The sequence below is a fragment of the Acidobacteriota bacterium genome (genome assembly GCA_035471785.1).
Classification (GTDB): Bacteria; Acidobacteriota; UBA6911; order RPQK01; family DATIPO01; genus JANQFM01.
In genome coordinates this window covers 187,939-211,475 of the sequence record DATIPQ010000017.1, presented here as the reverse complement: position 1 = coordinate 211,475, position 23,537 = coordinate 187,939, and the positions used below count along the sequence as shown (strand labels likewise).

General features: G+C 62.3%; 22 protein-coding genes and 1 pseudogene. 17 read left to right on the top strand and 6 right to left on the bottom strand.

From position 1 onward, the window contains the following. Positions 1-101: 101 nt before the first annotated feature. The 3 genes from VLU25_03230 to VLU25_03220 all read right to left on the bottom strand — a co-directional run bounded on the left by VLU25_03230 (position 102) and on the right by VLU25_03220 (position 6,386). The gene (locus tag VLU25_03230; protein HSR66931.1) at positions 102-3,596 is read right to left on the bottom strand and encodes an FG-GAP-like repeat-containing protein; all 3,495 of its coding nucleotides are present in this window, start codon (positions 3,594-3,596) and stop codon (positions 102-104) included. Between the two features lie 341 nt (positions 3,597-3,937). Beyond that, positions 3,938-4,456, bottom strand: coding sequence for a polymer-forming cytoskeletal protein (locus tag VLU25_03225; GenBank protein HSR66930.1), 519 nt, complete (start codon positions 4,454-4,456; stop codon positions 3,938-3,940). A 151-nt stretch (positions 4,457-4,607) separates the two neighbouring features. Then, positions 4,608-6,386 (bottom strand): SLC13 family permease, encoded by a 1,779-nt coding sequence (locus tag VLU25_03220; GenBank protein HSR66929.1) that lies wholly within the window; start codon positions 6,384-6,386, stop codon positions 4,608-4,610. Between the two features lie 326 nt (positions 6,387-6,712). Here VLU25_03220 and VLU25_03215 point away from each other — a divergent pair. Next, a pseudogene (locus VLU25_03215) lies at positions 6,713-7,105 on the top strand (peroxiredoxin-like family protein). On the opposite strand, the gene queC reads toward VLU25_03215, so the two are convergent. After that, positions 7,093-7,761: a 7-cyano-7-deazaguanine synthase QueC gene (queC, locus tag VLU25_03210; protein HSR66928.1), complete on the bottom strand. Its 669-nt coding sequence runs from the start codon at positions 7,759-7,761 to the stop codon at positions 7,093-7,095. The pseudogene VLU25_03215 and the gene queC sit on opposite strands and share 13 nt — an antisense overlap. Positions 7,762-7,865: 104 nt before the next feature. Here queC and VLU25_03205 point away from each other — a divergent pair, with 104 nt between their 5' ends. The 11 genes from VLU25_03205 (at position 7,866) to VLU25_03155 (ending at position 16,540) form a co-directional block, all read left to right on the top strand. Beyond that, positions 7,866-8,147: a hypothetical protein gene (locus VLU25_03205; GenBank protein ID HSR66927.1), complete on the top strand. Its 282-nt coding sequence runs from the start codon at positions 7,866-7,868 to the stop codon at positions 8,145-8,147. Positions 8,148-8,152: 5 nt separating this feature from the next. Beyond that, entirely contained in the window at positions 8,153-8,995 is an 843-nt protein-coding gene (locus VLU25_03200) for a hypothetical protein (protein HSR66926.1), read from the top strand. 22 nt (positions 8,996-9,017) lie between these two features. Next, entirely contained in the window at positions 9,018-10,145 is a 1,128-nt protein-coding gene (gene menC, locus VLU25_03195; GenBank protein ID HSR66925.1) for an o-succinylbenzoate synthase, read from the top strand. Between the two features lie 200 nt (positions 10,146-10,345). Continuing rightward, complete coding sequence (locus VLU25_03190) at positions 10,346-10,792, top strand: cytochrome c maturation protein CcmE (GenBank protein HSR66924.1); 447 nt, start codon at positions 10,346-10,348, stop codon at positions 10,790-10,792. A gap of 58 nt (positions 10,793-10,850) precedes the next feature. Then, entirely contained in the window at positions 10,851-12,848 is a 1,998-nt protein-coding gene (locus VLU25_03185) for a heme lyase CcmF/NrfE family subunit (GenBank protein HSR66923.1), read from the top strand. A 29-nt stretch (positions 12,849-12,877) separates the two neighbouring features. Continuing rightward, positions 12,878-13,198 (top strand): hypothetical protein, encoded by a 321-nt coding sequence (locus VLU25_03180; protein ID HSR66922.1) that lies wholly within the window; start codon positions 12,878-12,880, stop codon positions 13,196-13,198. Further along, positions 13,195-13,938: an ABC transporter ATP-binding protein gene (locus VLU25_03175; GenBank protein ID HSR66921.1), complete on the top strand. Its 744-nt coding sequence runs from the start codon at positions 13,195-13,197 to the stop codon at positions 13,936-13,938. Before VLU25_03180 ends, VLU25_03175 begins: the two co-directional genes overlap by 4 nt. Positions 13,939-13,946: 8 nt before the next feature. Then, on the top strand, positions 13,947-14,615 hold the full coding sequence (locus VLU25_03170) for a heme exporter protein CcmB (GenBank protein HSR66920.1): 669 nt from the start codon (positions 13,947-13,949) through the stop codon (positions 14,613-14,615). Then, positions 14,599-15,321 carry a cytochrome c biogenesis protein gene (locus VLU25_03165; GenBank protein ID HSR66919.1) on the top strand — a complete coding sequence of 241 codons (723 nt, stop codon included), beginning with the start codon at positions 14,599-14,601 and terminating at the stop codon, positions 15,319-15,321. Before VLU25_03170 ends, VLU25_03165 begins: the two co-directional genes overlap by 17 nt. Before the next feature lie 15 nt (positions 15,322-15,336). Continuing rightward, positions 15,337-15,477: a hypothetical protein gene (locus tag VLU25_03160; protein HSR66918.1), complete on the top strand. Its 141-nt coding sequence runs from the start codon at positions 15,337-15,339 to the stop codon at positions 15,475-15,477. A 115-nt stretch (positions 15,478-15,592) separates the two neighbouring features. Further along, positions 15,593-16,540, top strand: a complete 948-nt coding sequence (locus tag VLU25_03155; protein ID HSR66917.1) for a hypothetical protein — start codon at positions 15,593-15,595, stop codon at positions 16,538-16,540. Between the two features lie 94 nt (positions 16,541-16,634). On the opposite strand, the gene VLU25_03150 is transcribed toward VLU25_03155, so the two are convergent. Then, positions 16,635-17,075, bottom strand: a complete 441-nt coding sequence (locus VLU25_03150) for a prepilin-type N-terminal cleavage/methylation domain-containing protein (GenBank protein HSR66916.1) — start codon at positions 17,073-17,075, stop codon at positions 16,635-16,637. Positions 17,076-17,341: 266 nt separating this feature from the next. Between VLU25_03150 and dnaK the strand changes: the two genes are divergently transcribed. The 3 genes from dnaK to VLU25_03135 all read left to right on the top strand — a co-directional run bounded on the left by dnaK (position 17,342) and on the right by VLU25_03135 (position 20,811). Beyond that, positions 17,342-19,270 (top strand): molecular chaperone DnaK, encoded by a 1,929-nt coding sequence (gene dnaK / locus VLU25_03145; protein ID HSR66915.1) that lies wholly within the window; start codon positions 17,342-17,344, stop codon positions 19,268-19,270. A 114-nt stretch (positions 19,271-19,384) separates the two neighbouring features. Next, positions 19,385-20,386, top strand: coding sequence for a J domain-containing protein (locus VLU25_03140; protein ID HSR66914.1), 1,002 nt, complete (start codon positions 19,385-19,387; stop codon positions 20,384-20,386). A gap of 32 nt (positions 20,387-20,418) precedes the next feature. Further along, positions 20,419-20,811 (top strand): helix-turn-helix transcriptional regulator, encoded by a 393-nt coding sequence (locus VLU25_03135; GenBank protein HSR66913.1) that lies wholly within the window; start codon positions 20,419-20,421, stop codon positions 20,809-20,811. Here VLU25_03135 and VLU25_03130 read toward each other — a convergent pair. Continuing rightward, positions 20,808-21,236, bottom strand: coding sequence for a hypothetical protein (locus VLU25_03130; protein HSR66912.1), 429 nt, complete (start codon positions 21,234-21,236; stop codon positions 20,808-20,810). The genes VLU25_03135 and VLU25_03130 overlap by 4 nt on opposite strands. A gap of 55 nt (positions 21,237-21,291) precedes the next feature. Between VLU25_03130 and VLU25_03125 the strand changes: the two genes are divergently transcribed. Both VLU25_03125 and VLU25_03120 read left to right on the top strand, forming a co-directional pair. Continuing rightward, positions 21,292-21,591: a BMC domain-containing protein gene (locus tag VLU25_03125; protein HSR66911.1), complete on the top strand. Its 300-nt coding sequence runs from the start codon at positions 21,292-21,294 to the stop codon at positions 21,589-21,591. Between the two features lie 57 nt (positions 21,592-21,648). Then, positions 21,649-23,382: an aldehyde dehydrogenase family protein gene (locus VLU25_03120; protein ID HSR66910.1), complete on the top strand. Its 1,734-nt coding sequence runs from the start codon at positions 21,649-21,651 to the stop codon at positions 23,380-23,382. Positions 23,383-23,537: the final 155 nt, after the last annotated feature.

Genomic DNA, 23,537 nt, shown 5'->3' with positions numbered 1-23,537 from the left:
CTGCCACTTGGCCGCTCCCCAGCCGTACTGCAAGGCGGACCAGCCGAGGCGTCTCTCCCCAGCCAGCCGCCTTCCGCGGCAGATCTACCAGGCTGCGGTCCTCAATACTCAGGCGGGCCAGACGACTCGACGATGCGGGTGTTGTAGAGGCGGCGGTAGTTGTCGTGCGCGGGGGTGTCGGGGTAGTGCTCGTTGTCGGGGTAGGGGAAGGCGCTCATTCCGTGGAAGGGCAGGGGCTCGACGGAGTAGGGGGCGGCTGAGTTGATGTCCATGTCCTTGCCGAAGCCGTCCACGTAGAGGACGTAGTCGCGCACCCATCCCTGGGCGAGAGCGGGAAGTCCGCTGACGTCGAAGGAAACCTCGATCTGATCGCCGGAACGGGTGATGACGTACATGTCGTCGGCTGCTTGCAGCAGCGGCCTGACGTCCCCGAAGCGGGTGTAGGCGCCGGCGTGGACCTTCCAGCCTCCTATGGGGGAGACTCGATCGTAGAAATACTGCTTGGGCCGCCGTCCGTCGGGGCTGGCGAACTCGGGGAAGCCGTAGAAACCCAGGTCAGCGCTTTCGGCCTCGAGCCGGGCGATGCGGTAGTCCTCGCGGGCGGGGCCGCTTTCCACCAGGATCTGATCCCAGTAAATGCGCATGTTGGTCAGGATGCGCACTTGACGCGAGTCGGATAGGAACCTGCCGGAAAGGTCGACGGTCATGGCCTTGGGGAGACCGGCGGGGAATCCCATGCGCTCGAGGACGGTGGTCCAGCGTCCTTGGCCGTCGCGCACCTGCAACACGGGAGGCTTGAGCTGCAAGCCCGCCTGCGAGGCGGCCAGATTGCCGGTGCTGTCGGCATAGTCGATCCAAGCCTGCATGACCAGCACCGTGCGCTCGGGCGAGACCTCACCGAGGTCGAGAATCAGTTCGTGGTCGCTGGCGTAGCCTTTGAAAGGCAGGTCCTCGAAACTGTGCGCATAGATGCGGTCGATGTGGCGCAAGGCGGGAAGCAGGTCGTTGCCCTCTCCGTCGCGGGCCGCAACAGGCGGACGCAAGTGGCTCAGGGTATGCAGCCGGAAGGGGTCGTAGGGCGGACCCGGCAGAAGCTTCTCGTCGGGAAGCACCTCGTAGTCAGCCGGATGATCGACAGCCAGCAGTTGCACCTGGTCGAAGATGATGACTTCTTCCAACTGGTTGTTGAGGCTGACCTTGACGCGCCCCTCCTCGAGGCGCAGCTTGTCGCGGGGAAGCAGCAGATATTCGTCGGTATCGGGATAGTTGTAACGTCCGGGCGCCAGCAGGTAGCCGTAGGCGCTGCCGCCCAGAAAATCGGTTACGAACTCGTAGGACTCGCCGTTCCACACGTAGAGGATGGGGCAAGAGGTGCCCTTGCGGTCGAGTTCGTCGATCTTGAAGACCTGCGAGACGGGCGGATTGAGTTCGGACTGCAGCACGCCTCCCGGCCACAGCAGGCGCAGAAAGTCGACCCGGGTGCGCTTGCCCAGGCCGAAGTGGACGCGCGAAGGCGACTGAGAAAGCATTCCGCTTCCGCCCGCCACCTCGCTCTTGAGGTGGAAGTCGCCGGAGCGGATCTCGACCTTGGTGCCGATGCCCGACTTGTTGGAATTGGTGCCGCGGGCGGCGATGCTGATCCAGTTGTTGGCGTTGCCTCCCTCGTTGAGCAGCAGCAGAGGGGAGGCGCCATTGACGCTGACCACGATGTCGAGGTCGCCGTCGCCGTCCACGTCGCCCACCGCGCCGCCCCGCAGCGGACGCCCGTCGTAGGCGTCGAGTCCGGTGCGGGCGGTGACGTCGCTGAAGCGTCCGCCGCGGTAGTCGTAGAGGCGGATGCCGCTGGGGCCGTCTTCTTGCATCAGCGGAGCCGCCAGCACCAGCAAGTCAAGGTCGCCGTCATTGTTGTAGTCGAAGAGGTGGAAAGCGTAAGCGGTCGATGGAATATCGGGAAGCTGCCGGGCCTCGAACCGCCTGCCCTGGACGTTGAGCAGCGAGCCTCCCCGCGCCCCGGCCGCTACCACATCCATCCAGGCATCGCGGTTGAGGTCTCCCAGGGCGAGGGCCCCGGCCTCTCCGCCGCCCTCCAATCCCACTTCAGCCGCCAAGTCGCGAAAAGTGCCGTCTCTCAAGTTGCTGAAAAGCTGGTTGGGCGCCCCTTGATTGACCATGTAGAAATCGATGTCGCGGGAGTTGTCGAAGTCGGTGGCGAAAATCCCCACGGTACGCCGCGCCTCCCCGCCCAGCTTGGACTCGCCCGAGACATCGGTGAAGGTTCCGTCGCCGTTGTTGCGGTAGTGACGGTTGGAGGCGCCCGCCAGCTCCCGCAGCGAGCTTCCCGCGCTTTTCGAAGGGTCGATGAAACCGGCCACGAGCAAATCGAGGTCGCCGTCGTGATCGGAATCGGCGAACACTCCCCCAAGCCCCCAGGACGCATCACCCACTCCGGCCTCTGAAGTAATGTCCGAGAAACGCCGTCCGTCGTTGCGCAGAAGCCGGTTGGCTCCGGCGTTGATGAGGTAGAGGTCGAGGTCGCCGTCATTGTCGATGTCGCCCCACAGCGCCGCCAGCGTGCGGTCCTCGAAGTCGAGTCCCATTCCCTCGCTCACGTCGCTGAAGGAGCCGCTTCCATCGTTCTGGAAGAGGGCTCCCCCGGCTCCTTGAGCCGCGCTGTTGGCCAGGTACAGATCGAGGTCGCCGTCACCGTCATAGTCTCCCAGGGCCAGGCCCGAGCCGAGGGCAGGAGCCAGTTGCCGGTCGAGCGCCTGCGGACTCTCGGCACGCACGACGGCTCGGCCCGGTCCCCCGTGGCGAAAGGACGCCAGGCCTCCGTCCTGCGCCGCACGGCGGAAGCGCACCGCGATCTGCTCGGCGGAGGCGTCGCTCTCGGTTCCCGGCAGATACCGGGACGGGATGCGGTCGATCGCCACCGCATAGCGTCCCTGCTCGCGGTAGGACTGCCCTATGGTATCGGTGCCGCTCAAGCCCTCCAGGGCGCGGAAGCGATCGAGCATCTTCATGGCCTCCTGGCGGTCGCCGCTGCGCATCAAGGACTGGGACAGCCCGTAGTAGGCCGACTTGTTGTAGGGCTCCAGCTCGATGGCCTTCTCGAAGAAGGGAATCGACTTCTCGTATTCGCGCAGCGACCGGTAGAGGCTGCCGATGAAGTAATTGGTGGCGGGATCGTCGGGATCCTGCCGGTGCACCTTGAGGAAAGACTCCAGGGCGGCATCCTGCTGGTGGTTGTTGCGTTGCAGGATGCCCATGGTGTAGTGGGCCTGGATTTGGTCGGGATCGAGGCTCAGCGCCCGGGTCAGGTCAGGTTCGGCCTTCTCGTAGTCCTGCAGATAGAAATAGGCCAGCCCGCGGTTGACCCACCCGGGAACGAAGCTGGAGTCAGCTTCGATGACCCGGGAAAATTCGGCGGCCGCCTCCTCGAACTTGAGCTGGTCCATCCAGGCGATCCCCAGGTTGTTATGCCTGAGGACGGCGGTAACGCGCGAGTCCTGGGCGCCGCTGGAAGGCGCCAGAGCTGCCCACGAGAACAGGGTCAGCAAGGCGATGGCGAGAGACGTCGAAGCGGCCCGAAGATTCATGGCGACCATTGTAGCCGATCACCCACCCGAACTGTGGGAGGGGCAGCCCCGCGGCGATGAAGGCGATGCTGCCAGGGGGCGGGGCGGGGGAGTTAAGCTGGCCGCATCGCAATCGAGTCAGCTCAGGCAGCTTCCGGTCACTCTGGCGGGGATCGCCGCAAGGATGCGCCTCCCACCAGCAGAGGATCAGATCAGCCCTCTGAAGCCTGCCCGCCCTCTGTAGCCTTGGCGTTGGAGGGGCGAAGGAGGCCGCAAGAATGCGCCTCCCCACCAGAGCCGGACCAAGCCAAGACCATGGCTAAAGCAACGGCGGGCTGGGACTCCCTGCCCACAAAGACCCGTCAGAGGACCGCGGCGCTCTTCGACTTCTCGTCCCTGGAGCCTTCGCTCTTGGAACTCTCGCTACGCTCCGAGGAGCCGTGCTGGGCCAGCTTGTTGGCGGTTGTCGCCAACCCCGTCTTTGAGCCCTCCATGTCGATGCTGCCGGTGAAGCGGCAGCCGTCTTCAAGGCAGACGCGGGGGGCCGTGATGTTGCCCTGCACCGAGCCCGTCTTGCGGACCACGACCTGCTCTTCAGCCTCCAGGTTGCCGTCCACCGAGCCTTCCACGCTGACAATCTTGGCCAACACGTCGGCTTTCAGCGAACCCTTCTGGCCCACCGTGACGTTGTTGCCCTTGAGGCGGATGGTACCCGTGACCGTGCCGTGGACGATGAGGTCTTCGCTGCCCGAGACATCGCCTTCAATACGGATGCTGTGGCCGATAATGGCCCGTTCCTTGAGCTGCCGGGCGGCGCTTACGGAAGGGGTTGAGGATTCCTCGTAGCCGTTATCCTGCTCTTCGTTCTTTTTCCAAACCAACTCGCCTCTCCTTTCCGATTTCTCCAATCGGTATCAGCCTGGCACGCAGTCTTCCTTTGTACAATCGCGCCCGAGGACCCGTCAAGGGATAAGGTCACGAACTTTTGGCGAATTTGAAGACAACGCGGTCGAAGACCTCCTGGCGACAGCGTCAGAAGGGCCAGAAGTAGGGGATGGCGAAAGTGGCCAGCAGCCAGAAGAGGATGTTGAGCGGCGTCCCCACGATCAGAAAGTCGGCGAATTTGTATCCGCCGGGTCCGAAGATGAAGAGGTTGGTCTGGTATCCCACAGGAGTCATGAAGCAGGCGGAAGCGGCGAACATGACGGCGAAGAAAAACGGTTCAGGACGCACCCCGAGCTGTTGAGCCACCGACAGGCATATCGGCACCATGAGAACGGCGGTGGCGTTGTTGGACATGATGGCCGTCAACAGCGACGTGACCAGATAGACTCCCGAGAGCACGGCTTCCGGCCCCCAGGCGCGGAGCGTATTGACCAGTTGCTCTCCCAGATAACCCGCCAGTCCGCTATTTTCCATGGCTATGCCCAGCGGGATCAGGCAGCCCAGCATGATGATCGTCTGCCAGGAAATGTTGGTGTAGAGCTCGTGCAGGCGCACCACCTTGGTAAAGACCATGGCGGCCACGGCCAAGAGGGCGGCTTCCAGGATGTCGAGGGCGCCGGTAGCCGCCGCCAGCACCATGGCGCCGAAGATTCCCATGGCCCAGTAGATCTTGCTCTGAACCACGATCTCGCTGTCGACCTCTTCCAGCACCAGGAAGTCGGGCGAACGGCGCAGCGATTCCAGGTGGTCCTTATCGGTCAGCACCAGAAGCGAGTCGCCGTACTCCAGCCGGTAGGTGCCGATCTTCTGGCGCACCATCTTTCCGTGGCTGCGGATGGCCAGAGCGGTGGCCTTGTAGGTCTGGCGGAAATTGCTTTCCTTGAGAGTGCTCTCGATGAGGGCCGAGTTAGGAGAGATCCAGGCCTCGACCAGCACGATGTCGTCGTCGGTCAGATCTTGATCCTGCAGCTTGAGGGCCTTCATCTCCAAACCCTGCTCGCGCTGAATGGTCAACAACGACTGGGGCGCCCCCGAGACCAGCAATTGGTCGCCCGGCTCGATGTTCAGCGGCCCCATCGTCAGCAGGCGCTTGGGACCGCGCAAAATCTCCACCACGTCGACGTTGTAGCGTTCGCCTAAACGGGCTTCCGGAATAGTCTTTCCGATCATGGGCGAGTTTTCTCTGACCCTCAGGTCGGTCACGAAATGGCGCAGCGAATAGTCGGCCGTCAGGCTCTCGCCCGAGCGCCGCGAGGGAATCAGCCGGACGCCGATGAAGACCAGATAAAGCGAGCCCGCGGCGAAGAACACCAAACCCATGATCGTGGGATCGAACATGCCGATCTGGAGCCCGGACTCGCTGTATTTCTGCACCTCGTCGGCCACGATCAGGTTGGTGGAGGTCCCGATCAGAGTGCAGGTGCCCGCGATGATGGCGGCGAAGGACATGGGCATCAGCAGCTTGCTGATCTGAAATCCCTGCTTGCGCGCCACCGAAATGGTGATGGGAAGGAAGAGAGCCACGGCGGCAGTGTTGTTGATAAAGGCTGAGAGAATGCCAACGGCGATCATGATGGCGATCATGACCTTGAGTTCGCTGTCGCCCGCCAACTGGACGATGCGGTTGGCGAAATAGTTGAGGCCGCCCGTGCGCTCGATGCCCAGGCTGAGGGCCAGCATGCAGGCAACCGTCACCGTGGCTTTGGCGCCGAAGCCCGACACCGCATCGGTCGGACTGATCTGATCGGTCAGCAAGAGGGCGCCCAATGTCATGAGGCTGACCTTGTCGGCCGGGAACACATCCATGGCGAAAAGCACCATGGCCGCCGTGATGATGGCAGCCAGGATCATCATGTCAACCGTCATAGGCAGTCCTGTTCGCAGTCCTCCATTTCGATTCTTGTCCGGGTCCGGCAAACCGCGCCGTACCCTGGTTGGCGGATTTCCATCCGTCAGTATAATGGTCAAGACCTTGATCCGCAACGTCGGAGAGGTCCGCACCTAAAGGTGTAAGTCTTTTAGAAACAATAATTTGCTGGCAATCGAGGAGATCCCGAGCTGTGCAAGCGCCTGATTTTGAGCTGACTGACAGCCAGGGCCGCAAGCATACCCTGCGCTCATTTCTTGAGCAGGGACCGGTGCTGCTGGTCTTCCTGCGCCATCTGGCTTGACTGCCCTGACGCGATCACGCGGCGCAGTTGCGCCGCTTCGAAAAGGCATTTCAGGAACGGGGCGTTCAGATCGCCCTCATCGCCTTCGGTACGCCCCACTGGGCCCGGATCTTTCTCGATGAAGCGGGTGTCGATTTTCCCCTGCTTCTGGATCCCGAGAGACGAGTCTACAAAGCTTACGGACTGGATCGAAGCCTCATGGGAGCCTACTCTCCACAGGTCATCTGGTATTACCTCAAGGCCATCTTCAGCGGACGCAAGGTCAGGCTCAGTTCCCAAGGAGACGTGCTGCAACTGGGAGGCGACTTCCTGCTCGACGGCCAGGGACGCATCGTCATGGCTCATCGCAGCCGCGAACCGACCGACCGTCCTTCTCCCCAGGCTATCCTGCAAGCCTGGGATCAGTCTTGGTAAGGGATGGGGTCTTCCGCGCCGGCCTGTTCAAAGCCCCGCAGACGCAGCAGGCAGCTTTCACAATGCCCGCAAGCTTTCTCTTCGTTGAGATAGCAGGACCAGGTCAAGTGGATGGGGGCGTTGAGCTGCACGGCCCGCTTGACGATGGCTTTCTTGCGCAGGTGGATGAGCGGAGTGACCAACTCGATCTGCGATTCGGGCCGGGTCCCCTCGCGGACGGCCACGTTGAAAGCCCGGAAAAAGGATTCGCGGCAGTCCGGGTAACCCGAGCTGTCCTCTTCTACGGCTCCGATGTAGACCGCGTGGGCGCCGATGACCTCGGCCCAGCCCACCGCCACGGAGAGCATGCAGGCGTTGCGGAAGGGAACGTAAGAAACGGGAATGCCTTCTGCGTCGAGTCGATCGCGGGGCAGTTCGATCTTGCGGTCGGTCAGAGCCGAGCCTCCTATGACAGCCAGGTGGCTGAGATCGGCTGCCAGGCGTTGATCGACCTTGTAGAAGTCGGCGATCTCCTCAAAGGCCCGTCGCTCCCGCTTCTCGGTGAGCTGGCCGTAGGAGAGGTGGAGGAAGGCCAACTCCATCCCGTTGTTGGCGGCCACGGCTGCGCTGACGCAACTGTCTAATCCTCCACTGACAAGGCATACGGCTTTGGCCATGGCGTGATTATAACGGGTTGAAGGGACTGCTGAGCGTCCGCTTGCCAAGCGGGCCGTGCTAAGCTTCGTTGGTGCGCAAGCGGACTTGGATTATATTAGCGGCCATGCTGGTTCTTTTCGCGGCTTCGCTGGCCGTGCTGCGCCTCTACCAGACCGACCTCATCCAGGCGGCGGTGGTCAACGCCATGGTGCAGAAGGCTCCGCCGGGGGAGGAGGAGCGCATTCGGCGCACCTTCGCCGAGTGCCGCAGTCAAGCCCGCCGCGATGACCGGCAAGAAGAGTACTTGAGGGCTCTCTTCGCCGTCTCCCAACGGCTTGAGAAGACTCAGAAGATCGACCAGGAGCAGTTGGACGAGCTCCTCAAGCTGCTCCAAGAAGCCCATTGACTCGCATGAGCGTGACCTGCCGCAGACTGAAGGGGTTCCAGGACTTCCAGCTTTGCTACGCGCTGCAGGAGGAGGTCTGGGGCGAGGGTTTCTCGGGGTGCGTCAAGCCCGTCATGCAGATGATCGTCGACAAGATGGGAGGCGTGGTTTCGGGCGCCTTCGAAGAGGACGGCAGCCTGGCCGGATTCGTGCTCGGCCTGACGGGACTCTACCGAGGCCGCCTGGCCCACTGGTCTCACATGCTGGCGGTCCACCCTTCGCGCGGCGGATCGGGCGTGGGACGCAGCCTCAAGTGGCACCAGCGGGAGTGCGTCATGAAACTCGGCATCGAGGAGGTGTTTTGGACCTACGATCCGCTGGAATCGCGCAACGCCCACCTCAACCTGAATCTGCTGGGAGCCCGGGTGGAGGAATATCAGCGCGACTTCTATCCCGGCTCTGAGAGTCCCCGCCACGGCCACGGCACCGACCGCTTTCTGGTTTGCTGGAGGCTGTCCGAGGAGCGGGTCTGCCGGCTGGCCCGGGGACAGCCGGTGGCGCGTCCGTCCGCCGACGATGCGGTGCGGGTTGAACCGGCTCACGGCAGTGTCGACAAGCAGGGCGTTCCCCAGGCCGGCGAGTGGAGCGGGGCCAAGCGCCTGCGGGTCGTCATCCCCGCCGAAATCGAAGCCGTCAAGTCGCAATCGGCCCAGGCCGGGAAGGCCTGGCGCCTCTTCACCCGGGCCGCTCTCGAACACTACCTGTCATCGGGCTACCAGGTCGTCGCCTACTTCCCTCCCGCGGCGGCAGGCGATCCCCAAACCCGCTGGGGGAGCTATCTCCTGCAACAGACTCAGGGCGAACGCTAGCCCGGCCCCGGGAGAAACGAACATGCTCACGATCCGAAACATCGAACTCACCGAGCTTCATTTGCCCCTGGTCGAGCCCTTTCAGATCTCCTCCGGCATCCAGCGGGTCCGCCAAGTCCTGCTGGTGCGGGTGGAGGACGCGGAGGGCCTGTCGGGATGGGGGGAGTGCGTGGCCGGAGAGTCGCCCAACTACTCTCCCGAAACCGTCGGCACGGCCTGGCACATGATCGAGAAATGGATCGCCCCGCGCCTGATCGGAGCCGAGTTGGAGGAACCCGGCCAGGTGCGTCCGCTGCTGGAGAAGGATTTCCGCGGACACCATATGGCCAAGGCGGGCGTGGAGATGGCTTGTTGGGCCCTCTTCGCTGAAGCCCGCGGCCTGGCCCTGGCCCGGCTGCTGGGCGGAGTGCGCGAGAAGGTGGAAGTGGGCATTTCGATCGGCATTCAACCCACTCCCGAGAGGTTGGTCGAGAAGGTGGCCCTCGCCCTGCAGGAAGGCTATCGCAAGATCAAGGCCAAGATCATGCCCGGGGCTGACTTGCGGTACGTCGAGGCGGTGCGGCGGGAATTGGGGGACGGGGTCCCCTTGATGGTGGACGCCAACAACGCCTACACCCTGGACGACCTCGACACTCTCAAGGAGCTGGACCAGTACGGGCTGGTCATGATCGAGCAGCCGCTGGCCTGGGACGACCTGGTGCGCCACCGCGAACTGCAGAAGCAGCTGCGCACTCCCATCTGCCTGGACGAGTCGATCACCAGTCTGGAGCGGGTCCAGGACATGGTGACCCTGGGCGCCGGGCGCATCGTCAACATCAAGCCGGGCCGCGTGGGCGGCCACGCCTCCTCGCGCCTGATACACGATTTCTGCGCCTCCCAGGAGATACCCGTGTGGTGCGGCGGCATGCTGGAAAGCGGAATCGGCCGGGCCCATAACGTGGCCCTGGCCTCGCTGCAGAACTTCCGCCTGCCGGGCGACATCTCCCCCAGCTCGCGCTACTGGAAACGCGACATCGTCCGTCCCCAGTGGACCACCGACGGCCAGGGCCGGATCTCCGTTCCTTTCGACCGTCCCGGCCTGGGGGTGGAAATCGACCACGAGTTCGTCGATTCGTTGACCCGGCGGCGCCTTCTGCTGGAAAACTCCTGAAGTCGCGTCGATTGTGTGAAAAGCTGGAAGAAATCTGACAGTCTTTTCGTCCAAGGGTTCGGTCCCGGCGCCCTGAACTGTTAGAATGGCGGTGTAGCGAGGCCGAGGGAGGTTCGGACGGCCTATTCTGCGGCCAGGCGGTACCTTCTGAAAGGCGTGCGCGGTACCTATATCGAAGAAAGAGATTTTCGGAGGCCGAAATGCCTAACGCCAAGTTCCTCATAGCTGGATTTCTGATCCTGGGAGCCATCTCCTACTTGATGTTCAGCGGCATCAACGATTCGATGGTTTATTACTACACGGTGCCCGAGTTGCTGGAGCAGGGACCTTCTTTGCAGAACCGAGGCCTGCGTCTCAGCGGACACGTGCTGGCAGGCAGCATCGAGCGCAACGACAGTCTTGACCAAGTCAACTTCGTCACGTTCGACATGACCACGGGGGAGACGGTGCCGGTACTTTATCAAGGCATCATTCCCGACACTTTCAAGGATCACGCCGAGGTTGTGGTGGAGGGCGAGTACGATGCCTCCGCCAACCTTTTCCGCGCCAATACGCTTTTAGCCAAGTGCCCCTCCAAGTACGAAAGCCGGGAAGAGGGCTACGAGGAAGAGGCTTACGGAGAAGAGGCCGCATCGCCGGCCAGCTAGAGAACAAGCCGCCCCCGCGGGGTGTACCGACCTCTCAACGCTCGAAAGAGAAACGCCCATGATTCCCCTTTTTGGATGGTTGTGCCTGGTAGCAGCCTTTGTCTTGAGCCTTTACGGACTGGTGGCCGGCACGCTGGGAGGCGTCAAGCGCAATAACCCGCTTGTACGCAGTTCCGAGAACGCCGTCATCTCGGTCTTCGCCCTCATCCTGACCGCCTCCGTCTGCCTGCTCTACCTGATTCTGACCGACCGTTTTCAGGTGGCTTTCGTGGCCAGCGTCAGCTCCACCAGCATTCCGCTCTTCTACAAGATAACGGCGCTGTGGGGCGGACAGGCCGGGAGCCTGCTCTTCTGGCTGCTCATCCTTTCGGCGCTGTCGGCCGTGGTGGTGGCCCAGAACCGCCGCCGCCACCGCGACATGATGCCCTGGGTCACCGTGACCCTGCAGGGGACGCTGCTCTTCTTCTGCATCCTGCTGCTCTTCACCTCCAATCCATTCGAACTGCTGGAGGGCATCCCCGCCGACGGCAGAGGACTCAATCCGCTGCTCCAGAACTATTGGATGGCCATTCATCCCCCCATCCTCTACATCGGACTCATCTCCGTCACCATTCCTTTCGCCCTCTCCATGGGAACTCTCATGGCGGGCAAGCTCGACACCTCCTGGATTCCCATCACCCGGCGCTGGAGCCTCTTCAGTTGGATCTTTCTCACCCTGGGCTTCACCCTGGGCGGGGTTTGGGCCTACGAGGAACTGGGGTGGGGCGGCTACTGGGCCTGGGATCCGGTGGAGAACGCCTCCTTCATGCCCTGGCTGGGCATCTCGGCCTTTCTCCATTCGGTGATGATCACCGAGAAGAAGGGGATGCTCAAGGTGTGGAACTTCACCCTCATCCTGCTGGCTTTCGAGCTGACCATGTTCGGGACCTTCATCACCCGTTCGGGGGTGGTCCAATCGGTGCATTCCTTCGCCCGCTCCAGCATCGGCGTCTACTTCGTGGTCTTCCTGGCCGTGTCGACCATTTTCGGGTTGTTCTGGATCGCCTACCGGTCGGGAAGCCTGACCAGCGAAGGCAAACTGCGCAGTTTTCTTTCCCGCGAAGCCACTTTTCTCTTCAACAACTGGCTCTTTTTGGCCATCTGCTTCGCCGTCTTCTGGGGCACGGTTTTCCCCATGGTCAGCGAAGCCGTGACAGGCGAAAAGATCACCGTCTCGGCGCCTTTCTTCAACCGCGTCACCTGGCCCTTGGGAGCCTTGTTGCTGGTCCTCACCGGAATATGCCCGCTCATCGCCTGGCGCAAGGCCTCATGGAAAAACTTCCGCCGCAACTTCCTCTATCCCGTAGTAGGAGGTCTTGTGAGCGGGTTCGCTTCACTGGCGCTGGGCGCCCGCGGCTTCATTCCGCTGCTCTTCTTCTCCGCTTCGGGATTCGTGGCCGCCACCATCTTCTTCGAGTTCTTCAAGGGAGCCCGAGCCCGCCAGACCATCCGCCCCAGCAACTTCCTGGTGGCTCTGCGCGACCTCACCTTCATGAACAAGCGCCGCTACGGCGGATTCATCATTCACGGGGGCGTGGTGCTGGTCTTCGTAGGCATCATCGCCAGCTCTTTCTTCCAGCGCGAAGAGGTCTTCACGCTAGCCACCGGCGAGTCTTTCAGCATGCCTCCCTACGAGTTCACGCTGGAGGGCGTGGAAATCCGCCAGGACGCGGAGAAGCAGGAGTTCTACGGCTGGCTGCGGGCTGAGAAGAACGGACACTTCGCAGGCCTCTACTCGCCCCAGATCCATTACCACTTCAAGCAGGAACAGCAGGTTTCCGAGGTGGCCATCAACTCCACCCTGAGCGAAGACGTCTACGTGGTGCTGTCGGGAGTGGACCAGGACGCCGGACAGGTGACCTTCCGCGTCTTCCACAACCCCATGGTGGCCTTTATCTGGGCAGGCATCGGGATCATGGTGCTGGGAGGACTCTTCGTCATGACCCGCGACAAGAAACCGCTTTCCCGCTCCCGGGTCAAAGAGCGGGAAAGCGGCGTACAGGAAGCGGCGGCCTAGAAGGGCCGGCCGTCCCGGGGAGACTCGTCATGGAACTGCTGATCGCCGCCATACTCTTCATCGCCGTCGTCCTCTACGTGGCCTTTCCCGTCCTCTTCGACGAAGAGGCCAAGGCCGAGCCCGCCTTCCCGGTCGACAAACGCGAACAACTGCTGGCCGAGAAAGAACAGTTGATCCTCAACCTCAAAGACATCGAGATGGACTACAAGATGGAGAAGCTCTCCGACGAGGACTACCAGCGCCTGAAGCAGGAATTCGAGCAGCGGGCCATCGACGTGCTGCGGCGGCTGGACGAGGTGGCGGATCACGAGGACTCCCGAGAGGCTTCGGCCCACAAGGCTCCCGCATGAATGCCGCTCCCATCCTCCAACTCAAGGGACTGACCAAGCGCTTCGGACGGGTGGCCGCCCTGCGCCGCCTCCATCTTGAAATCCGGGAAGGCGAATTCGTGGCCCTCTTCGGACCCAACGGCGCCGGCAAGTCGACCTTGCTCAAGGTGGCCGCCACGCTGCTCAGTCCCGACGAAGGAGAGACCGTCTTTCAAGGGGGCGCGCCCATGCGTTCGGCCCTGGGCTACGTCTCCCACCAAAGTTTGCTCTACGGCAACCTGAGCGGACTCGAGAACCTGACCTTCTACGCCCGCCTCTACGCACTCGGCGATCCCGCCGGCCAGGCCCGCGCCATGTTGCAGCGCATGGGCCTGGAGCAGGCGGCCCACCAACTGGTGAGAGGCTATTCGCGGGGGATGAAGCAGCGCTTGACGCTGGGCCGGGCGCTTCTGCACGATCCGGCCCTGCTGCTGCTGGACGAGCCCTACACCGGACTGGACCAGCATGGCGGACGGCTGTTGACCGAGACGCTGAGCCTGCTCAAGTCGCAGGGACGAACCGTCTTTCTGGTCACCCACAACGCCCGCGAGGGCCTGGAACTGTGCAGCCGCGTCCTCATTCAGAACGCCGGCCGCATCGTCTTCGACGCCCCCCGCAGCGAAGTGACGGTCGATGACTTCGAGTCCATCTACTTTCAGAAAATCGAAGAGACCCGCCCCAAGCGCAAACGGCGCAAGAGACGGGCAGCGCAGGCAGGATGATGAAACTCTTGAGGACCACCTGGATTCTGGCCGCCAAAGACCTGCGCATCGAGTACCGGGCGCGGGAGGCCTTCCAGACCACCCTCTTTTTCGCCGTCCTGGTCCTCATCATCTTTCAGTTCGCATTCGATCCCGGCAGCAAAGCCACCATCGAAGCCTCGCCCGGCATCCTCTGGGTGGCGCTGCTCTTTCCCGGCATGATCCGCCTCAACCAGTCCTTTCAGATGGAAATCGAAGAGGACTCGCTGCACGGCATCGTGCTCTCTCCAGTTGACCGGGGCGCTTTCTTTTTGGGAAAGTTCCTGGCCAACTGGATTTTTCTGGGCCTGGTGGGACTGGCTTCCACCGCGGCTTTCCTGGTCTTTTACAATTTCGCTCCCTCCACGCGCTTCCTCTGGCTGCTGGCGGTGGAGTTGATGGGCCTGGCGGGATTCGCCGCCGTGGGCACGGTGCTGGCCGCCATGGTGGCCAAGTCCTCCAGCCGCGAGGTGCTGCTGCCCATCCTCATTTTTCCCATCGTCATCCCCGTCATCATCGCCGCCGTCAACGCTTCGCAGGAAATCCTGCTGCGCGACGACCTCAATACGCTGTGGAGCTGGATGCAAATCCTGGGAGCCTTCGACGTCGTCTACCTGGCGGCGGGATTCGTGGTGTTTGAATATGTGGTCGGCGACTAACCGAAAACAACTGCTGCAGGCTCAGAAGTACCTCAAGGCCGCTGGCTGGCTGGCCTGGCCGGTCTTCTTCCTGATTCTTGCAGCCCTCTATGCAGCCTTCATCTATGCTCCCCGCGAGCGCGTGATGGGAGAGGTGCAGCGCATCTTCTACTTTCACATCGGAGCCGCCTGGAACGCACTTTTCGTGTGCTTTCTGGCCGTCTTCATCGCGGGAATCCTCTACCTGTGGAGGGGAAACCGCATTTGGGACCAGGTGGGCGCCAGCTTCGTCGAGATCGGACTGGCCTACACCACCATCAACCTCACCACCGGAATATTCTGGGCCCGTCCCGTCTGGAATACCTGGTGGCCTTGGGGCGACCCCCGCGTGACCCTGATGCTGGTGCTGTGGCTGATCTACGTGGCCTACATGATCTTCCGCTCCACCATGCCCGAGGGGGAAAAGAAATATAAGTACTGCGCCGTCTTCGGCATCATCGGCTTCCTCGATGTCCCCCTGGTCTACGTTTCCATCCACATCTGGCGCACCATCCACCCCAAGGTCATCACCAGCCAGGGCATGGCCCTGGAAACGCCCATGATCGTAGCCCTCTTCACTTCCATGGCGGCTTTCACCGCCCTCACGGCTCTGCTCTTCTGCCTGCGCATGTCGATGAGGCTGCAGAGGACGGCGGTGCTGGAGCGACTCTACGAAGAAAACCCTTGAAGGAGTTTTGAGGACATGTCAATCAATTGGTACCTGTTCGGCGGATACGCATCAGTGTGGCTTATCCTCTTCCTCCTGCTGCTCTATATCCTGCGCAAGCAGCGGCAACTGGCCGAAGACATCCGTCGCCTGCAGGAGGAAGACGAGCAACCGTGACCGGCTCGGCGATTCGCCTCGGGGAGGCCTTTCCAACATCGCCTGTCGCACCTGCACCTGGTTCGAGGCCTTCCCATCTGAACTTTAGGCGGCCGGCGTCGTCTACAATAGGAACATGCAGCGCTTGTTTCTTCTCTTGACGGCAGGCTTGGCGGCCCTTTCCATGTGGCCGCCGGCGGGACGGGCCGCCGACACCCGCGAAGTCCGCTATCTGACCTTTACCGCCAAGGACCGTCACGACATCTACATCCGCAGCCTGGAGCGCGATGAGGTCAAGTTGTGGATCGACGGCAAGCCGGTGGAGATCGGCTACCTGGGAGGGGAGGACGCCGACACCGAATTCCTCTTCCTGGTGGAAAACAGCTATCGCACCGCCGATTACCATGTCAGCCTTCCCCAGTGGGGGCAGGTCAATATCATCGACCGGGTGCGGGCGGCGCTGATCGACGGATTCCTCTACGACATCACCCGGCGCGGTCCCGCCGCTCTGGCCGAGTTCGAGTTCGAACCTAAGATATTGCAGGGATTCACCCGCCACGACGACGAGATCATGTGGGCGCTGCGCCAGATGAAGCCGCGTCCCGCCGAGCTTGAAAACCGGGAGGTTCTGGTGGGCCGCCAGATGCTGTGGGCCTTCGACATCCTCAGAGCGCGCGACGCCATGCGCAAGATCCTGGTGATGTTCACCACCTATGTCGACCGCGAATCCCTCCTCAACCTGGATGAGTACCGCGACAGCCTCGGCCTCTATGACGTGGAACTCTACGTGGTCTCCTTCGCCAGCAGGGTGCAGGGCATCGTTGGCCGCAAGCACGAAGAGCGCATGAACCGTTTCTTCTTCAAGAAGCTGGCCGAGGAAACCGCCGGCAAGTTCTACCTGACCGGCGAGCACGTCTACATGAGCGACTTCATGGACGACCTGCGGGCCCGCCTCTCCCACAGTTGGACGGTCGGCTTCTACGTCACCCCGGGCGAAGAGCGCCGCTCACACCAGATCAAGCTGCAAGTGCGCGAAAAGTCCGACAAAGTCAAAGTCCACCATCGCGAGACGCTCGTATACTAGCGTCTCGAACTTCCAACCTCCAACGCCCAACTCCCAATTGGGAATACTTGTGAGTTGGGAATCTGGAAGTTGGGAGTTGGGCTGGAAACGGCAATTAATTGCCGTTTCCGCCCAGAGGCGGACTGTTGGCGCCGGCTGCTCCTCCGGCCGCCCAGCGGATGACGCCGGTTTCGTCGGAGAAGAAAGAGCGCCTGCCGGTGCTTTCCGAAATGGGCGAGGCGGTGACCGTAAAGCCGGCAGCCCCATTGCCCGTGACGGCGAAAGTGTAGCCGTCCTTCTGACCTGCGGCCAGCACCTCGTCGACCAGTTCCACGGCGTTCAAGTCGGCCAGGGAAGCGGCAAAGGAGCCGTTGCCCGCCACCGAGAAAAAGGCGATTTGAGCGGTGGTGACGGTCCGCACCGAAGTGATGGCCGAAGCCTCGTTGGCGGCGATGCGGGATTGCACCAGGTTGGGGATGGCGACGGCGGCGATAATGCCGATGATGGCGACGACGATCATCAATTCGATGAGCGAGAAACCCCGTGTGCGGTTCATGTCTGAAGCCTCCTTGATCGGGCCGGATGGATCCGTCCCGCCGTGAGCTGGGCCATAGTGGTCCCAGCCGGCTCATCGACACTAGCACCGAGGCTCATTAGTCTTGTGTGACGCCACTCACCTGCCTCACCAGCGGCATTCTTCCGGCAAACGAGATTGACGACCCTACCTTGACAGCCCCCGACTCAACTCTTATATCACTACACGGACTTAATAAGAACCGAGTGCTTCTCTGTGAGAAGTTCTTGATAGGAGGACACTAAACCATGGGAAAGATTATCGGAATCGATCTGGGGACGACCAATTCGGTCGTCGCCGTCATGGAGGGCGGCGAGCCTTCAGTCATCACCAACCCGGAGGGTTCGCGCACCACGCCGTCCGTGGTAGGCATCTCCAAGAACAAGGAGCGGCTAGTGGGGCAGGTGGCCAAGCGCCAGGCCGTGACTAATCCTGAAAACACCGTCTACTCGATCAAGCGCTTTATGGGCCGCAAATACGGCGAGGTCTCGGAAGAGGCCAAGATGGTGCCCTACAAAGTCATCAAGGCTCAAAACGGGGACGCCTGGGTCGAGGCGGGAGGCAAGCAATACTCTCCCCCCGAGGTTTCAGCCATGATCCTGCAAAAGCTGAAGGCGGCGGCGGAAGAGTACCTGGGGGAGAAGGTGGAGCAGGCCGTCATCACGGTCCCCGCTTATTTCAACGATTCTCAGCGTCAGGCCACCAAGGACGCCGGCAAGATCGCCGGGCTTGACGTGCTGCGCCTGGTCAACGAACCGACGGCGGCAGCCCTGGCCTACGGGCTGGACAAGAAAAAGGACGAAACCATCGCAGTCTACGACTTCGGCGGAGGCACCTTCGACATCTCCATTCTGGAGGTGGGCGAAGGGCTGGTGGAGGTTAAGTCCACCAACGGCGACACCCATTTGGGCGGCGACAACATCGATCAACTGCTGATCGACTGGATCGTGGAGGAGTTCAAGAAGGACCAGGGCATCGATCTGTCCAAGGACAAGATGGCCTTGCAGCGCCTCAAGGAGGCCGCCGAGAAGGCCAAGATGGAGCTTTCCAGCGCTCAGGAAACCGACATCAACCTGCCCTTCATCACAGCCGATTCCAGCGGTCCCAAGCACCTGAACCTGACCCTCTCCCGCTCCCGCTTCGAGCAGTTGGCGGGAGACCTTCTCAAGCGCACGCTGGATCCCTGCGAGAAGGCCATCAAGGACGCCGATCTGTCCCCCTCGGACATCGACGAGGTGGTCCTGGTGGGCGGCTCCACCCGCATCCCCATGGTGCAGCGCCTGGTGGAGGAGTTTTTCGGCAAGGCTCCCCACAAGGGCGTCAATCCCGACGAAGTGGTAGCCGTTGGCGCGGCGGTGCAAGCCGGCGTGCTGGGAGGCGACGTCAAGGACGTCCTGCTGCTCGACGTGACGCCTCTGACCCTGGGCATCGAAACCCTGGGCGGCGTCATGACCCAGCTTATTCCGCGCAACACCACCATTCCCACCCGCAAGTCCGAGACCTTCTCGACGGCGGCCGACAACCAGCCCTCGGTAGAGATCCACGTCTTGCAGGGCGAGCGGCCCATGGCCAAGGACAACAAGTCGCTGGGCAAGTTCCACTTGATGGGAATTCCGCCCGCGCCCCGCGGCGTGCCTCAGATCGAGGTGACCTTCGACATGGACGCCAACGGCATCCTCAATGTCAGCGCCAAGGACAAGGGCACGGGCAAAGAGCAGAAGATCACCATCACGGCCTCCAGCGGACTCTCCGAGGATGAGATCGAAAAAATGGTCAAGGACGCCGAGTCCCACGCCGGCGAAGACCAGAAGAAGAAGGAATCCATCGAGGTCCGCAATCAGGCCGACAGCATGGTCTACAACACCGAGAAGATGCTGTCCGAGAATCGCGACAAGATCTCCGAGGAAGAGGCCAAGGCCATCGACGACGCCTTGGAAGCCACCAAGAAGGCCATCGAATCGGACGATACCGATCAGATCAAGGCCGCCATGGAGAATCTGCAGCAGACTTCTCACAAGATGGCCGAGGCCATGTATCAGGCCCAGCAGCAGGCTGCCGAAGCGGCTCAAGGCGCGCAACAGCCAGGGGCTGAGTCCGAGGGCGAAAGCGCAGAGGAGAAGTCCGAGGACGAAGACGTTATCGACGCCGAGTACGTCGACGTCGACGAAGGCAAATGAGCTCCCTTCTGGAGCATCTGTGTCCTCCGCAGAACATGAGGGCGGCTTCCCTTTCGGGGGGAGCCGTCCTTCTCTGCAACGCACGTGAAACTGATTTGAGGCCGAGCGTTTTCAATGGCTGAACAAGACTATTATCAAGTGCTGGGCATAGGCCGGGACGCTTCGGAAGCAGAAATCAAGAAGGCTTACCGCCATCTGGCCCGCAAGCTCCATCCTGACGTCAATCCCGGCGACAAGCAGGCGGAAGAGCGCTTCAAGAACATCCAGTCCGCCTACCATGTGCTCAAGGATCCCGAGAAGCGCAAGCTCTACGACCGTTTCGGCTTCTACCGCGAGGGCATGAAAGATCAGGCGGGGCAAGCCTTCAGCGGAGGAGGTTTTGGCCCCGGCCAGAAAGGCGGCTTCGAGGGATTCGATTTTTCCCAGTTCGGATCGGCCCAAGGCAGTCAGGGCCGCCAGGGCAACTTCCGCGACATCTTTTCAGATCTCTTCAGCAGTTTTCGGGGCGAGCGAGGCGCCCAGGGAGGCTTCGGCGCCCGCAAGACCAAGGGCGCCGATTTGGAGTCCCGCATCCGCATCCCCTTTATGGATGCCGTCAACGGCGTCCAGCGCCAAATCAGCGTATCCCGCCAGGTCAACGGGCAGGGGACGGCCCAGCGCACCGAGCGCTTCAAGGTCAACATCCCTCCCGGAGTCTCCGATGGTTCCCGCATCCGGGTGCCTGGCAAGGGGCATCCGGGACAAGGCGGCGGACCGCCCGGGGATCTGATCCTGCGCATCGAGGTGGAGCCGCACCCCCACTTCGGACGGCAGGGAGACAACATCACCCTGCAGGTGCCGCTGACCTTCGAAGAGGCGGCCCGGGGCACCAAGATCGAGGTTCCCACCATCGGCGGGAAGGCCAAGCTGAAGATTCCGCCTGGCACGCAGGGCGGTCAAAGGCTGCGCTTGCGCGGCCGGGGCGTGCCCTCGCGGCGCAAGAAAGGGCAGCGCGGCGACCAGATCGTAGAGATCAGAATCGCCGTCCCCCGTCTTCGCGACGAGCGCTCCAAAGAGATCCTGGAGGAGTTCGAAAAACTGAATCCGCAAGACCCGCGGCGGGGCCTTTGGTCCTAGCCGCTTGAGAATCTTTTTCGAGGCGCACGGCAATGGCTAAGAAAGACGCCGGTTACACCATCGGAGTGGTGGCTCAGATGTACGAGATCCACCCTCAGACGCTGCGGACCTACGAAAGAGAAGGCCTGCTCAGCCCTTCCCGCTCCAGAGGCAACACCCGCCTCTTCGGCGAAGAAGACCTGCAGCGGTTGGAACTGATTCTTTCGCTGACGCGCGAACTGGGCGTCAACCTGGCCGGGGTGGAGGTGATCCTGCACATGCGCGAGCGCATCGAGTCGCTGCAGGGCGAGTTCCAAGCCCTGGTGGAATACGTGCATGCCCGTTTCGGCGAATCGGAAGCCTTCGCCGAGCACCTGCGCACGGCCTTGACGCGCGTCCCCGACTCTCAGTTGATCCGCGCGGTCAAACGCAAGAGATCGTCCTAATCCAGGTCGTCCTCCGGGCCGCAGTCGGCCAGCCTGCGGCGCAACCGCCTGTAGGCCGCCCTGGCCGCGGCCAGACGTTTGGGACGGGCAAGCTCTGACTCATCCAGCAAGCGGTTCATTTCCTCATAGGCCCTCTCCAGAACGGGAAGCAAGGCGGCCGTGCGGGTGGGATCGTAGGGTATCTCGACTTCCTTCAAACCCAACTCTGCGAAGATCTTCAGGTAGCGGGCGGTGACGTTGTCGGGACAGGTGACGCGCTTGCGGCCCATCTTGACCTCGTAGCCCAGAAAAGAGAAGAAAATGCGGGCCCGGCACTTGCGCCCCAGAAGGGGCACGCTGCGGGTGCGCAACGGCAACACCTGAGTGCAGTAGATGCGGGCGATCTGCCCGATCCGCCGATCCGTATCATTGGGCTTTTCCGTCATATTGACGCGCTCCGATTCCCCGTGTTAGTTTTAGCCGACCTTCGAGGAGGATTCAATGTCGCTTGAAGCATTGGGAATGGTGGAGACGCGGGGCTTTACGGGCTCGGTCGAAGCGGCCGACGCCATGGTCAAGGCGGCCAATGTAACGCTCATCGGACAAGTCTACATCGGGGCGGCCTTCGTCACCGTCTTCGTGAGGGGCGACGTGGGAGCCGTCAAGGCCGCAACCGACGCCGGAGCGGCCGCCGCCCGGCGGGTGGGTGAATTGGTGAGCGTGCATGTGATTCCGCGTCCGCACCAGGAACTTGAGAAAGTCCTCCCCCAATTGCCGTCGGCCTCCAACAAGAAAAAGTAATCGGCCCCAGCCGGCCCAGGCTGCTGAGGGTCCCAAAGCTCGCCCCTAAGCTTGATCGTGCTCCAAGACAAAGATCTCGTCTCAGTACAGCAGGCGCGTCAGGCGGCGCAAGCGGCCTATGAGGCCGAGCAGGTCCTCAAAGACTTTTCCCAGCAGCAGGTCGACGCCGTCGTGGCCGCCATGGCCGAAGCGGCCCGGGTCGGCGCCCGCCGCCTGGCTGAGATGGCGGTTGAAGAAACCGGTTACGGCAAAGTCGAAGACAAGGTCATCAAGAACCTCTTCAGCGCGGTCGACATCCACAACTACACCAAGGGACTGAAGACCTGCGGCGTGATCCGCGAAGACAAAGAGCGCAAGATCATCGAAATCGCCGTGCCCTTCGGCGTGGTGGCGGCCATCATCCCCACCACAAACCCCACCTCCACCGCCATTTTCAAGATCCTCAGCTCCATCAAGGGCCGCAACACGGTGGTGGTGGCGCCTCATCCGCGGGCCGTGCGCTGCACGGTCGAAACGGCCCGCATCATGTACGAGGCGGGACTCAAGGCCGGCCTCCCCGAGAACTCCGTACGCTGGCTGGAGCAGGTCGACCTGAAAGGCACCACCGAACTGATGCGCCACCAGCGCACGGGGGTCATCCTGGCCACCGGCGGACCGGGGCTGGTACGGGCCGCTTATTCATCGGGCAAGCCGGCTTACGGCGTGGGATCAGGCAACGTCCCCTCCTTCATCGAGCGGACGGCCGACGTGCCCAAGGCGGTGCGCGACATCGTGGCCGGCAAGAGCTTCGACTGGGGCGTTCTATGCTCCTCCGAGCAGGCCATCGTATGCGACCGTCCTGTCGAGCGGCAGGTGCTGGAAGAGCTGAGCCGGAACAACGCCTACCTGCTCGACGAGGAAGAAACCGCCGGGATCGAGACGCTGATTCAGAAAGAGGACGGCTCCTTCAACACCGAGATCGTGGGCCAGAGCCCCGCTAAGCTGGCCTCCATGGCGGGCTTCTCGGTTCCTGAGAGCACCTCCTGCCTGGTGGGGCGGGCCAAAGGCGTGGGACGCGAGCATCCTCTCTCGCGCGAGAAGCTGTCGCCCATCCTGGCCTTCTTCGTGGAGGACGGCTGGGAGGCGGGATGCGAGCGCTGTATCGAGATCCTGCACTACGGCGGATTGGGGCACACCATGTCGCTGCACTCCAACGACCGGCGGGTGATCATCGAGTTCGGCCTTCACAAACCGGCCTACAGGGTCTGCGTCAACACTCCCGCCACTCACGGCTCGGTAGGGCTGACGACATCGGTTCCGCCCTCCATGACGCTGGGTTGCGGAGCTCCGGGAGGCAACATCACCTCCGACAACATCACCGCCATGCACCTGGTCAACATCAAGCGTCTGGCCTTCGAAACCCGCAGCGCGCAGTCCCTCGACTTCAGCCGCAGCGGCAAAAGGTCCTCGTCGTCTCCAGCCGCCGCCCCTTCGGCAGAGGCGCCCTCGTCGGGGGCCTCCGACATCGACATCGACTCGGTGCGCCAGGTGGTGCGTTCAGTGGTCGAGCAGTACTTGGGACAAAAAAAAAAGGTCCCGGCCCCTCAGGTGACTTCTCCGCCCTCGGTTGAAGAAGCCGAACCGGAGCCGTCAGCCGCCGCAAAACCGCCCGCGGCCGTGGAATTCGTGTGCGAGGACGACGTGCGCCAGGCAGTGCGCAACAAGTCGACCATCGTGGTGGATCAGAAGACCATCATCACGCCGGCTGCACGCGACGCAGCGCGCGATCAGGACGTCCTCAAATGGGAGTGAGGAAGCCGGACTGCAAGAGGCCGGGGCGGCGGACGCAAGCACAGCTTGCGGGAAGGCTCGGAGATGCGGTTTTGGAGGGACTTGCGAGTGGTATGCCGCATGCACTTCAGGGCAGTGCGAGTATGGTAGTATACCCCTTTTTGTCTCGGGGGAGG